The sequence below is a fragment of the Bifidobacterium asteroides genome (assembly GCF_048001765.1).
GTDB lineage: Bacteria > Actinomycetota > Actinomycetes > Actinomycetales > Bifidobacteriaceae > Bombiscardovia > Bombiscardovia asteroides_K.
Map to the genome: position 1 here is coordinate 1,285,345 of NZ_CP181447.1, position 13,429 is coordinate 1,298,773.

Here is a 13,429-nt window from a genome sequence, read left to right on the forward strand (position 1 = left end):
CTGGATCCAAGTTAAATCCAGTTGTAATTCCAAGCAACACTCAACTCAGATAAAATTGGATGGTGGCGCTGGCCACCATTTAGCGGAAAGAAGCAGGCAGTCATGGAACGGACCGAACCCATCAGCGTTGCCATCGTGGACGACCAGGATCTGGTCCGGGCTGGCTTTGCCATGGTCATCGGCTCCCAGGATGACATGACCGTGGTCGGCCAAGGCGCGGACGGCGAGCAAGCAGTGGATCTGGCCTCGCGCCTGCGGCCCGATGTGATCCTCATGGATGTCCGCATGCCCGGCATGGACGGTTTGACAGCCACCCACCGGATCACTGCCTTGTCACCTGACCGCCCCGAGCCCAGGGTCATTGTGCTAACCACCTTCGATCTTGACGAATACGTCATGGCGGCTATAAAAGCCGGCGCATCAGGATTTCTGCTCAAGGATACCGAGCCTGAAACCCTCCTGACCTCCATCCGTACAGTTCACCAGGGCAATGCGATCATCGCTCCTTCGGCTACAAAACGCCTGATCGAACATATGGCCCATGACATGCCTCCGACCGGGTCCATGCCATCGGGATCGATCTATCGCGATCCCGAGGCGGACCTGCTCACTGATCGTGAGCTGCAGGTCCTGGTTCACATAGCCCAGGGCCTGAGCAACCAGGAGATCGCCGACAATCTGGGAATCTCACTGCCCACGGTGAAAACTCATGTCACTCACATTCTTCAGAAGATCAATGCCCGCGACCGCGTCCAGGCGGTGGTCTTCGCTTACGAAAACCACCTGGTATGAACCCAGCCATCAGGCAGCATCAATCATCACTGAGCGCCTCGATAGGTGAAACCTTGACTGCCTCCCTGGCTGGCAGCACACTGGCTGCCACCGCAGCCAGCAAGGCCACTGGCAGTATCAGCGCAAAAGTCGACCATGGCACGGTGAAGGTCACGGATCCTAAGGGCACAAAGACCTGGTAGGCTCCTATCCATCCGAAGAGCATTCCTAGAACGATTCCAGCCAGGCTGGCTCCTAGGGCTATCATGCAGGCCTCGACTCCCAAGGATCGACGAACCTGCACGCTGCTCATGCCGATTGCCCTGAGTGTGGCAGTCTCACGACGGCGCTCCAGCACCGACATCATCAAAGTATTGGAGACCCCTATCAGGGCGATAATGACGGCAACCCCCAGCAATGCCACCATGATCGCCAACAAGGAATCGATTGTTTCACTCCATCGTTTCTTTTGCGTCAGCCCTCCGCTGATGGCCATGTCGTCATGCTCTCCAACAGCCTGACGTATGTCATCCAAGAGCAGTGCAGCATCGCGATCTCCCTGCGTCCTGATCCAGATTTCATGCGTCTTGGTGTCAATCCCGGCAACATTTTGAGAGTCCGTGATTGCATAGACGCCACTGGTATCCAGCCCGCCGAATCCAGCAAAGACCCCAGTCAGTGTTCTTCTTGCATCTGTCTCTTTTCCAAGTTCATCGTCCGTCTGAGGATCAGCTATCAACAACTTCAACTGACTTCCATCCCGGTAACCGGAATGCTTGGAAATCGTTCTGGTCGACACCAACAACGCATCAGACCTTTGCATACCTGGACCCAGATCGCCATGAAGCACACGCCTAATCCGTGGAGTATCCAAGGCATAGACAGTCATGGAATCTTGTGAGGGGCCACCTGACTCGACCTCGGCATTGAACCGCTGCACCAGCTCTGCATCAGCAACACCTTCGATACGCTCAATGGCCCGCACATTATTCTTGTTCAGCCCCTGACCGGATATTTCAATATCCAAGGAATAACGCTGATCAATATCCTTGGCCAAGGTCCGTTTAGTGGTTACCGCACCTGTAGCCAGAGTGGAAACCAAAGTTACGCCGATCAGCAGAGCAACACCTGTGGCAGCGACTCGTGAGGGATTTCGAGCGATATTCGCCACTCCGACCCTGCAAGATGGTCCAATCCGGGACACAGGTCCACCCAGGCAACGCAGAAGAGCCGGAATCCATCGACGAGCCCCTATCAGCGCACCCAGAAAAATCAGCAAAACACCCAATACCGCGAGACCTAGCAAGAGTTCCTGCTGATTACTGGTCTGGACTGTATCGCTAGAGTTTGTCCTGACTAGCTCTGTGACGCGCCAAGAGGACCAGATCACGAATACCAAGCCGCTGGCTGCCAGCAGGATGCTGATCAGCAGACCGGTCCGCTTCCTGCTGCCTGACTCCTGATGATCCACTGGTTGCAGGGCTTCAAGTGGTCTGACCCTGATAGCTGTACGAGTAGACCCAAAGGCAGCCACCAAGGTTGCCAGAACGCCGAGCACAAACGGAACCAGAAGGGCTGTAGGTGTAAGCAGAAGTTCAAGCTTCATGGTGCCCGAATGCAAACCTAGGCAACCGGCAAGGCCCATCAATCCCATAGCCAACAAGATGCCGACCAGGGAAGATATAACGCCAAGGAGCAGGGCCTGCTGCAACACGCCTGCCCTGATCTGCCATCGATCAGCACCAATAACCCTCAGCAGGGCCAGATGCCTGCGCTGTCTGGCCACCATGATCTGGAAAGTGTTGGCAATCACCAAGGCAGCCACCACCATGGCCAGCACACCGAAAGTCATGAGGAAGACGGTCATGAAGTTCACACCATTGCCGGTCTGCTCACTAAGCAGCCTGTCCTCCATGGCACGACGGTCCTCTAACCGGTATCCATCAGGAACGTATCGCCTGATATTTTGCAGAGTGTTCTGGAGTTCCTTGCCCTGGCCATCAACCTGCAGATAGATGTTTCCCACAGGAAGGGACTCCGGTCCAACCATTCCTGCCATACTCAGCAAACGTTCAATCCGAGAACCCGTCAGCACCACAGCTCCGCCGAAATCGTCGTACTTTCCTCCATGGCTCTTGCTGATGCCTGAGATGGTCAAGTCCACAGTGCCTTGGTTAACAAGGCGTTCTTTACTTGAAGAATCCTGAGCACTATCGCTATCACTACCTGGCAGCATCGCCGAGGACAGATGCAGGCGCACCTTATCACCCAGAACAGCCTGGAGCCTGTTGGCGACGGAATGCGGCAGCACAACCTGATCGTCTGAATCAGGCCATTGCCCCCGATCCAGATCGATAGGCATAAGCTCCTGCCTGGCACCCACAATGGCCAGAATCCCCTTGCTGGACTGACCGTTTGCTTCCGTATCCACCATAAGGTCGACATCAGGGCGCAAACCACTAACACCGCGCAGTTTCGACAGCCCCTTGCCATTGAATTCGTCGAGCAGGATCGGCTTGTCCTGATCCCTTCTGGAGGTCACAGCATAGTTGGCGTGACCTGCATCCATACTGATTTCGCGACGCATGGAGGCATTCGCCACGTTGCCAAAAAGGAGCGTCAAGCACATAAAGATGGTGCCGATCACGATGGCCAGACCAGCCGGCATCATCATACGTGCATCGCGCTTCATCATCGTACGGGTTATCCGCCACACAATGCACCCCTTAGTCCTGGGACTGGGAATCGCCAGCAGTGCCGGCCGAGACTTGTTCAGCCAGAAGATCGTTCATGGCTTTCACTGTCGGATCTTTTCGGTCCGAAACAATCCGTCCGTCGGCAAAGACAAGCGCGCGATCTGCGTAGGATGCGGCATAGGCATCATGAGTGACCATGATGACGGTCTGCCCCAGCTCGCGGACCGAATCCCGAAGGAAGCCGAGCACCTCGGTCGATGAGGCCGTGTCCAGGTTTCCCGTAGGCTCGTCAGCAAAGACAATCGAAGGCTTGGTGATGAGGGCCCTGGCGATTGCCACACGCTGCTGCTGACCACCCGAAAGCTCACTGGGCCGATGATCCAATCTGTCCGACAATCCCAGAGTCTCTACCAGCTGCTCCATCCACGAGGTGTCGGGCCGAACGTCGTCCAGTACCAGCGGCATGAGGATGTTCTGTTTGGCAGTGAACATAGGCAACAGGTTGAAGCTCTGGAAGATGAATCCCAGATGCCGCCTCCTGATCAGGGTCAGCTGACGGTCGTCCATTCGTGTCAGGTCGACTCGGCCGGCCTGGTCAATCGATGGATGGTGACGATCTCCGCTCTTCGAATGCAGAAGATCGGCGGCCATATAGACATGGCCTGAGGTGACAGTATCCAGACCAGCCAGAACGTGCATGAGCGTTGACTTGCCCGAACCTGAAGGTCCCATGATGGCCGTGAACCGGCCACGCTCGAAATTCACGTCGATTCCACGCAGGGCATGGACGGCGTTCGATCCTTGCCCATAATCCTTGGTCAGCTGTCTGGCACTGACAGCCGGCGGTCCCGCGACGCCTGGACCTGCTCTGTCGATCAACCCTTGTGAAGACGAAGTATCCGCTTTGTTCTGCATGGTGCTCCTTATCCGCGAGGAAACCTTTCTCCCGTCAGCTTCCGACCCTATGCGGCTATTAGCTGCCGCGATATGCTCCCTGGGAGCGATGAAGATAATCATCCTTACGGATGAGTGCGATGAAGAACTCCTCCTGTTAGGCTGACACCATCCAAACCAACGCGGGGCGACGGGGATAAACATTTGCGGAGTTGAAGAACATCATGTTCAGCACAAAAGACACGAGCCACAAGACATGCAACCATCGGACCAAGGGATTGAAACAGTTGCCTGGATTCCCGTGATTGACTACAGGAACGCCCAAGCAGCATCAAGGAAACCATCACCCGGCAGAATGAGTCATTCATTCCCGGCTTCAACCAAGATGCGCCTGGGTGAAGGCTGGCTTGTCGTCATTCCTCTGCTAGAGCCACGACCGGTGGAGTCCGGTTGACGCGTCTTGCAGGCAGGACGCTTGCCAAGATCGCGGCTACGAGCGCCACCAGCAGAATCACTATGCCTATGGTCCAAGGAATGGGAAAAGCCACCGTACCCAGAGAGGAGAAAATCTCATAGGCTGCAGCCCAGCCGAAGAGCAGGCCCAGGATCATGCCAGACAAGGACGACACCAGAGCTATCAGCCCTGACTCCACAGCCAGGGACCGCCTGATCTGTTTCCGGGTCATCCCGATAGCCCGCAGGGTGGCGGACTCCCGTCGGCGTTCCAGCACCGAGAGGGAAAGCGTGTTGGCTACGCCAATCAGGGCGATGGCGACCGCCACCGCCAAGAGAGCCAGGATGATCATGAGCAGGCTGTCGATGGTCCGATCCCACTGCTGCTTTTCAGCCAACCCACCCTTGACGGCAACAGCCGAATAACCAGAAAGCGCGTCTTTCACCTTGTCGATGAATGCCGGGACTGTTGGTGAACCATCGACCTTGGCCCAGATCTGCACGGTCTGAGGCTGAACGCCATTTAGCGAGGATGAGTCAGTCAGACCATAGAAATTACTGGCATCAATCCCCTGGAAGGGCGCATACACACTGGTCACGAAGAGTCTTTGAGCCACCGATACGGATCCGCCATGAGCATCGCCTTGAATCGGGTTGAGAATATTGAGTCCCAGATTCCCGCCGTCGTGAAAATCCTTCTGTTTGTCCATGAGGCTTTCCGGGAGCAAAAGGGCATCCTGTCCGGAAAGATCCTTGCCGACCTTGGCGTTCAGGAGACGATCGATCTTGTGTGAATCCAGGGCGAAAATAGTCATTCCCGCACCGTTCTCACCGCCTGATTTGACCATGGCAGCATACTGGGGCACCAGCTCGGCCTGCGCGACCCCGTCGATTCGACGAATGGCATTCAGAGCCTTGTCATCCAGACCATCGGCGCTGATCTGCAGATCGACGGAGTAGTGCTCGTCCAGCATGTCGGCCATGGTCTGCTTGGCACTGGCGGCGCCCGTGGCCAGGGTGGCGACCAGTGTCACGCCAATCAGGAGGGCGGTACCCGTAGCTGCCACACGGGAATGATTCCGTGCGATGTTAGCCACGGCGATTGTGGACGAGGGCCCGATCCGAGAAACCAGGGACCCGACTTCCCTGAGCATGAAAGGAATCCAACGATTGGCACTGAACAAAATGCCCAGGAAGGCAAGGACAATGCCGATGACAGCCATGGCAGCAACAATGTTCGGCCCGTCTCCGGATCTCTTGCTGGCCTTGTCTGCCGTGACACTGAGCCTGACCTGCCAGAGGGACCAAACCGTCATGGTAATGCCCATCAGAATCATGACCACGCTGACAAACAGACGCATCCTGCTCGTCCGCTTGTTCTCCAGAACATCGGCAGGCCTCAGCGCCTCCAAAGGACTGACCCTGGTGGCGGCCCATGAGGAGCCCAGGGAGGCCAGGACCGTGACAATGATGCCGAAAACAAGAGGCACCAGGAAGACTGCCGGAGTCAGCTTCAATTGGAAGTAGAGGGAACTCGTATGTGCCTTGGCTGCACCCAGAACAGCCATGATGCCGATGGCGACGCCAACCCCGATCAGGGATGCCACAGCGCCCAGGATGATTGAACGCATCAGAACACTGGCCCTGACCTGGCTCTTATTGGCGCCTATCGTCCTCAGGAGGGCCAAATAGCGACGTTGCCGAGCGACCATGACTTGGAAGGTGTTGGCGATGACGGTGGCAGCCACGAACATGGCCAGTGTGCCAAAGACCAGAAGGAAGGTGGTCACGGGATTTTGGGAACCGCCGAGCGCGGTCTTGACCAGTCGGTCCTCCATAGTGCGACGGTCCTCTAGGGAATAGCCCGAAGGCATGAGCTTGCGCAGAGAGGCCAGAACCCCATCGAGGTCGCTGCCCTGCCCGGCAACATTCAAGTATACATTTTGGGCATACAGATTACCCATGTTGCCAAGGCCTGCTGTAGCCATAAAGTCGTCTATGGTCTTGGGGGTCAGCACGATTGCACCGCCCGACTCGCCAAACTCGCCGCCTTCGTTCCCCCGGTTCGAACTGACGCCCGACAAGGTCAGGGGCTTCGATATGAACCTGCCCGCCACCTGGTCGGCACTGGCCTGATTTTTCGACCCAGGGCCCTCGGATATGTACAGCATGTTAGGCGACAGGTTCAGATTCACCTTGTCGCCCAGAGAGAGCCTGAGCCTGGACACAGTCGGTCCTGGTAGGACCACTTGGTCATCGGCGCTGGGCCAGGATCCCTTGGCAAGACCGACCGGCATCAGCGATGAATCCGCCATAGGAATGGCGATTACACCCTCGCTCTTAATCTTGCCGGCGCGGACATCCGCCATGAGCTGGGTGTCTGATCTGACTGCGTGAACTCCTGGGACTTTTGCCAGCTCCTCGGTTTTGAAGTCCTTCACTCTCTTCTGATCGGGATGGCTGCCCTCCGCGGGGATGATGGAGTAGTTGGCCTGGGCAGCATCGGATGAGACCATCCGCCGCATGGAAACGTCCATGGTGTTGCCGAATAGGAAGGTCATGGCAATAAACAGTGTTCCGACGACAATGGCGATGCCGGCGGGAACCATCATGCCCAGGTCATGCCGCATCATTTTTCTGGCAACGAACCACATGAGCATTCCCCTCAGCGATGAGCAGCTGAGCCAGCTGTATCTGCGGAGGCCATGACTTCCTCGGAGAGCAGGGAGTTCATGGAATCCACAGTGGGTCTGTCCTGGTCCGCCACGATCCGCCCATCCGCAAATACCAGGGCACGGTCGGCAAAGGAGGCCGCAAAGACATCATGCGTGACCATGATGATGGTCTGCCCCAGCTCGCGGACCGAGTCCCGCAGGAAGCTGAGCACCTCGGTCGAGGAGGCCGTGTCCAGGTTTCCCGTGGGTTCGTCCGCAAAGACAATGGAAGGCTTGGTGATGAGGGCCCTGGCGATTGCCACACGCTGCTGCTGACCACCCGAGAGCTCACTGGGCCGATGGGTCAGCCTCTCCTCCAGGCCCAGGGTCTTGGCCAGAACGTCCAGCCAGGCTGTGTCTGGCTTGGCCCCATCCAGAATCAGAGGCATGAGGATATTCTGCTTGGCCGTAAACATGGGCAGGAGGTTGAAGCTCTGGAAAATGAAGCCCAGGCTCTGGCGCCTCAAGAGGGTCAGCTGATTGTCATTGAGCTTGGTCAGGTCGACCACGCCCCTCCGCCCTCCTTGACGGTGGGCCCGCCTGCCCTTCACCCCGACGGCATCGGTCCCGTTCAGGTAGACATGTCCGGAGGTGACGGTGTCCAAGCCGGCCAAGGTATGCATGAGGGTGGACTTGCCCGACCCGGAGGGACCCATGATGACCGTAAACCTGCCCCGTTCGAATTCGACATCCACACCCCGCAGGGCATGGACCAGGTTCTCCCCACTCCCATAGTCCTTGGTCAGTCCCTTGGCCTTGATGGCCACCTGGGCGATCTGCCTCGGTTTCCCCGAACCGGACGACGAATCAGAAGACGACCTCGTCTTTGCTCCATGTTTCATGCCCCCATCTTACCCATCGCAATATTTCCGCTTCACATGTCAGGTGCTGCCTGCCACTGGGGAGAGGTGAGGAGAGGACATATGCAAAGGTGCCCATCGAAACGTAATGAGGTTTCGACAGGCACCCTGTGCTTCTTCGCCTTCTTGGTCATATATCACGCATATACGGGACCAAGAAGGAAGTGTGATTGCCGGCTACTTGGCCAGACCGGACCCCTTCAATGCCTGGAAGGCGCCCTTGAGGTCATCCAGGATGTCTTCGATGTTCTCCGTGCCAATGGAGAGCCTGATGGTACCTGGATGGATGGCCTGATCCTCCAGCTCCTCCGGCGTCTCCTGGGAGTGGGTGGTCGATGCCGGGTGGATGGCCAGCGACTTCACGTCAGCCACGTTGGCCAGGAGGGAGAAGAGATGCAGGTTGTTGATGAAGACCCTGGCCGCATCCTTGCCGCCCTTCAGATCGAAGGTGAAGATGGAGCCGGCACCGTTCGGGAAGTACCGCTTGTAGAGCTCGTGGTCGGGGCGCCCCTCTATGGCCGGATGGCTGACCGACTCGACCTCCGGCACGGTCTGCAGGTAGTCCACTACCTTCAGGGCGTTCTCAACGTGGCGCTCAACCCTCAGCGAGAGCGTTTCAATCCCTTGCAGGAGGAGGAAGGCTGCAAAGGGCGAGATGACGGCGCCAGTGTCGCGCAGGAGGATGGCGCGGATACGGGTGACGAAGGCCGCAGCTCCAAGATCCTGGTAGAAGCGCAGACCATGGTAGCTGGGGTCGGGTTCGGTCAAGGTGGGGAACTTGCCGGGCACTGCAGCCCAGTCGAACTGTCCGCCTTCCACGACGACACCGCCCAGGGTGGTGCCATGGCCGCCGATGAACTTGGTGGCCGATTCCACGACGATGTCAGCTCCGTGCTCCAGCGGCCGGAACAGGTAAGGAGTGGCGAAGGTGTTGTCGACAATCACCGGCAGGTTGTGGTCATGGGCGATCTTGGAGATGGCCTCGAAGTCGGGCAGGTCGGCATTGGGGTTGCCGAAGGTCTCAAAGAAGACCAGCTTGGTGTTCTCCTGGATGGCCGCCTCGAAGTTGGACGGATCCGAAGGATCCACGAAAGTGGTCTCGACACCATCACGGGGCAGGGTGTGCTTGAGGAGGTTGAAGGTTCCGCCGTAGATGTTCTTGGAGGACACGATATGGTCTCCGGTCTGGGTGATATTCCGGAAGGCATATTCCACGGCGGCTGCTCCCGAGGCCACGGCCAAACCGGCAGTGCCGTTCTCCAAGGCGGCTATCCTGTCCTCGAAAACCCCCTGGGTGGAGTTGGTCAGACGGCCGTAGATGTTGCCCGGGTCCTTCAACGCGAACCGGGCCTCGGCATGGTCGAAGTCGTGGAAGACGTAGCTGGTGGTGGCGTAGATGGGCACGGCCCGGGAATCAGTGGCGGGGTCGGCCTGCTCCTGGCCCACGTGTAGCTGAAGCGTCTCGAAATGGTACTTGTGCGGGTTCTGGTCGGTCATGTCGATTCCTATCTGTTGGTGAGGTGCGTCATCTTCTAAGTTCTTGAATGTGACCATAAGCGGCCCAAGCCCACCTGTTCAAGCCAGAAAGGACTTTTCGGTATCGTCCTTTTTTATAACAGCTTCCAAAAGGTTGAAAGCAGGCCTTTTTCATCTCAACATTCCACACGCGGCGGTGCCCCTTTAACCGCTCCGCTGTAGAGTCGAGTAAGCAACGGAGAAGGCTCCGCTGCGAACAGCCTCAGCAGGCATGAAGGAGTTCAAAAGATGGCCGGACAGTCGGACGATCAGAACAGGCTCTACCAGCGCGACAGCAAGTACATTCCCCGAGTCGCCGCTGTGCATGACATGTGTGGGTATGGCAAGTGCTCGCTGACGGCCGCAATCCCCATCCTTTCGGCAGCCGGATGCGACGTTTGCCCGGTGCCCACAGCCCTGTTCAGCGCGCACACCATGTTCAAGGACTACTCCTTCCACGACACCACCGAGATGCTGCCGGGATACCTGGATGCCTGGCAGAAGGAGGGTGTCGAACTGGACGGGATCTACAGCGGGTTCCTGGGCAGCGCTGAGCAGGTAGACATCATTCAACGCATGTATCGGGAATATCCCAAGGCCCTGCGGCTGGTCGACCCGGTCATGGGCGATGGCGGATCCATGTATCCCACCTACACCGAGGAAATGTGCCGGGCGGTGACCAATCTGGTCGATGGGGCCGACCTGCTCATGCCCAACCTGACCGAGGTCAGCCTGCTGACCGGCATAGACTACGAAGGCCAGGACCTTGACGATGCCCAGGTTGGTGAGCGCCTGGGCCATCTGCTGGACATGGGCGCGAAAAATGTCATCATCAAGGGCATCGACCGGAAGGATGGCAAGCTGCGCAACTTCGTGGCCTCAGCGGATCATGGCGGAGTCAGCAAGCGCACCGAACTGGTCCACGACAAGCTGCCCTTCATGATTCATGGAACCGGCGATGCCTTCGCCTCCAGCCTCTGCGGGGCGCTCTTTGCAGGACGAGACCTGGCCGATGCGGCCCGAATCGCCGGCGAATTCGTCCGCTCGGCCATGCAGCACACACGCAACCAGCCTGACTATCAGCAGCGCGGGGTCAGCTTCGAGCTGGACCTGGGCCTGCTGACCGGATTGGTCAGGTAAGGCGGTCACCTGCGCCTATGGTCATCGCATCATAGATCAACAGATGAACTGACCACAGGTTTCCCTAGGACCCCGAAGCATTCTTCGCTTCGGGGTCTTCTTATATTCCCCCACCCCCAGCATGGGGCGAAACCCGGTAGCTTCCTGCAGATAAGCATCCAGGCAAAATTGACACTTTGTCAAAGTCGGTTTTATACTTGTGACGTCAATGTTGACAAAGTGTCAAAGTTCAGTTTCTGGAGTCAGCAGACTCCGGAAGGACGGGAAGTAACCATGCAGGCATCAGCTACAGAAGACGAGTCAGGCTTCGCTCAGCGACCCTCGGGCAAGAGGTCCAGGAAAAGCGACGAAATCGTCCAGGCTGTGATCGATATCTGCAGGAACAAGGGATTCTCCCACATCACCATCAAGGACATCGCCAAGCAAGTGGGGATGACCAGGTCCCTCTTCTACCACTACTTCCCCGACAAGGAGACCCTGGCCCAGGCCATGGTAGACAAGTCCGTCAACCAGGTCCTGGCCCGGATGGAGGAATGGAACAGGAAGCGGACACCCGGTGATGTCAAGGGAGCCCTGGAGACCGTCGTACAGGTGGCCCGATCGGTCATCGCCGACAACAGCCCACTCCGACAGCAGATGATCCACTCAGGCAACGGAGGGCTCTACACGCGATTCGTGGACCAGGTCTCCAAGGCCATAGCCGACTACTTCTGCCGGACGGCGGTTCAGGACTTCGCCAGACACCACCGGGATCAATTGCCCATCGACCATGTGCGCGAAATGCTGATCGTCCTGATTTCCGGGTTCATCACCCTCCTTAGGGTGCAGCCGGACACCAGCGACGAAACCTTCATCCACATGGCCGCCCAAACGCTCCACCTGGAGCCCTACCTGTAAGGCGACGGCGTCCTTCCCGACATCCGCTGCCAAGAACCAAACCAACGAACACCTGACACAGAACAGAAGAAAGGACATCGTCATGTTGTTCCAAGTCTACGGAGCCAACGCCCCCTACCAATGGTTGGGCTGGATCCTGGTCTTCGCATGCCTGATCGGCCTCAACGAGGTCGCCAGGCGGAGCAAGACTGGAGGCATCATCTGCTTCCTGGCCATTCCCGCTGCTTTGACCGCATACTTCCTGACCATCTACGTATCGGCGGCCTTCGGGGCCGATTGGGCGCTCCATAACCCGACCTACGTCCATATGACCAGCTGGTTCCACTATGCCAAGCTCTATGCCGCCACCGCCGGCTGCATCGGCTTCATGGCCCTCAAGTATGGATGGGGCAAGATCGGCAAATCCCACTGGTTCAAGTGCTTCCCCTTCATTATCGTCGCCATCAACATCCTGATCGCCGTGGTCTCCGACTTCGAATCCGCCTTCCGCGGATGGGGCGGAACCTGGGTGTCCACCGAGGGCATCACCCTGATGGGCGGTTGGCACAACATCTTCAACGGGGTGGCGGGTCTGATCAACATCTTCTGCATGACCGGAATCTTCGGCATCTACGCCTCCAAGGACCGTCGCGACATGCTCTGGCCCGACATGACCTGGGTCTTCATCATCTCCTATGACCTGTGGAACTTCTGCTACACCTACAACTGCCTGCCCAACCACGCCTGGTACTGCGGCCTGGCCCTCCTCCTGGCGCCCACCTTCGCCAACTTCCTTTGGAACAAGGGAGGTTGGATCCAGAACCGGGCCAACACCCTGGCCGTATGGTGCATGTTCGCTCAGGTCCTGCCCATGTTCCAGGACTACTCGGTCTTCTCAACCCAGTCGGTCAACAAGGCCGGGGTCAACCTGACGGTCTCCATCCTCTCCCTGGTCGCCAACGTGCTCGCGCTGGGCTACATCCTGGTCCGTGCACGCCGTCAGCACATCAACCCCTGGACCCAGGAGGTCTTCAAGGGCACCAGGGACTTCGACCAGGCCATCGCCCGTGCCGACATGAATGTGATCACTGCGGCCTGATTACTCGGACTAGGTCAGCAGACCCGATATGGATGTGATGTGGTTCCTCAGGGGCCGTGTCACATCCATCTGACCCGCTTCAATCAAAGCATACGTGTCGATTAGAAATCCGATCACTACCTAACCAATCAGCCATATAGGCCATAAGGCAATTCAACAATGGGAGACCAGAAGCTGCTTCTCCGGAACCAATTGGTTGCACCTCCTGGTCTCCTTTAATCTCTTTTAATCACCTATTTATCATCCGAATGCAGGACTGCAACTACGACCATCGAGGGCTCTTTTGTCGTGTTCGCTGATTCCTCCACCTGCTTGCTGTCCAGCGTCCCTTACCTGCTCGCTTTTCCTTGGGCTGTTTTGGTTTCCTTGGCCTTGTGTTTCCTCGGCTTTCTATTTTCTTGGTTTCTATTT

At 57.6% G+C, this 13,429-nt stretch carries 9 protein-coding genes; 4 read left to right on the forward strand and 5 right to left on the reverse strand.

Features of this window, described 5'->3' with window-relative positions; translation table 11 throughout:
- The first annotated feature begins 102 nt into the window (after positions 1 to 102).
- Positions 103 to 792 (forward strand): response regulator, encoded by a 690-nt coding sequence (locus ACNAOV_RS05060; protein ID WP_416516853.1) that lies wholly within the window; start codon positions 103 to 105, stop codon positions 790 to 792.
- A 19-nt stretch (positions 793 to 811) separates the two neighbouring features.
- Here the strand turns inward: ACNAOV_RS05060 and ACNAOV_RS05065 are convergent, their stop codons facing one another.
- From ACNAOV_RS05065 to ACNAOV_RS05085, 5 genes are all read right to left on the reverse strand, one after another.
- Positions 812 to 3,466, reverse strand: coding sequence for an ABC transporter permease (locus ACNAOV_RS05065; RefSeq protein WP_416516854.1), 2,655 nt, complete (start codon positions 3,464 to 3,466; stop codon positions 812 to 814).
- Positions 3,467 to 3,497: 31 nt separating this feature from the next.
- Complete coding sequence (locus ACNAOV_RS05070) at positions 3,498 to 4,343, reverse strand: ABC transporter ATP-binding protein (protein ID WP_416518157.1); 846 nt, start codon at positions 4,341 to 4,343, stop codon at positions 3,498 to 3,500.
- Between the two features lie 431 nt (positions 4,344 to 4,774).
- Positions 4,775 to 7,468, reverse strand: coding sequence for an ABC transporter permease (locus ACNAOV_RS05075; protein ID WP_416516855.1), 2,694 nt, complete (start codon positions 7,466 to 7,468; stop codon positions 4,775 to 4,777).
- An 11-nt stretch (positions 7,469 to 7,479) separates the two neighbouring features.
- Entirely contained in the window at positions 7,480 to 8,370 is an 891-nt protein-coding gene (locus tag ACNAOV_RS05080; protein WP_416516856.1) for an ABC transporter ATP-binding protein, read from the reverse strand.
- 195 nt (positions 8,371 to 8,565) lie between these two features.
- The gene (locus ACNAOV_RS05085; protein WP_416516857.1) at positions 8,566 to 9,885 is read right to left on the reverse strand and encodes an O-acetylhomoserine aminocarboxypropyltransferase/cysteine synthase family protein; all 1,320 of its coding nucleotides are present in this window, start codon (positions 9,883 to 9,885) and stop codon (positions 8,566 to 8,568) included.
- Between the two features lie 267 nt (positions 9,886 to 10,152).
- Here ACNAOV_RS05085 and ACNAOV_RS05090 point away from each other — a divergent pair, with 267 nt between their 5' ends.
- From ACNAOV_RS05090 to ACNAOV_RS05100, 3 genes are all read left to right on the forward strand, one after another.
- Positions 10,153 to 11,043, forward strand: a complete 891-nt coding sequence (locus ACNAOV_RS05090; RefSeq protein WP_416516858.1) for a pyridoxamine kinase — start codon at positions 10,153 to 10,155, stop codon at positions 11,041 to 11,043.
- A gap of 273 nt (positions 11,044 to 11,316) precedes the next feature.
- The gene (locus ACNAOV_RS05095; protein WP_416516859.1) at positions 11,317 to 11,940 is read left to right on the forward strand and encodes a TetR/AcrR family transcriptional regulator; all 624 of its coding nucleotides are present in this window, start codon (positions 11,317 to 11,319) and stop codon (positions 11,938 to 11,940) included.
- A gap of 82 nt (positions 11,941 to 12,022) precedes the next feature.
- Complete coding sequence (locus tag ACNAOV_RS05100; protein ID WP_416516860.1) at positions 12,023 to 13,018, forward strand: DUF5692 family protein; 996 nt, start codon at positions 12,023 to 12,025, stop codon at positions 13,016 to 13,018.
- Positions 13,019 to 13,429: the final 411 nt, after the last annotated feature.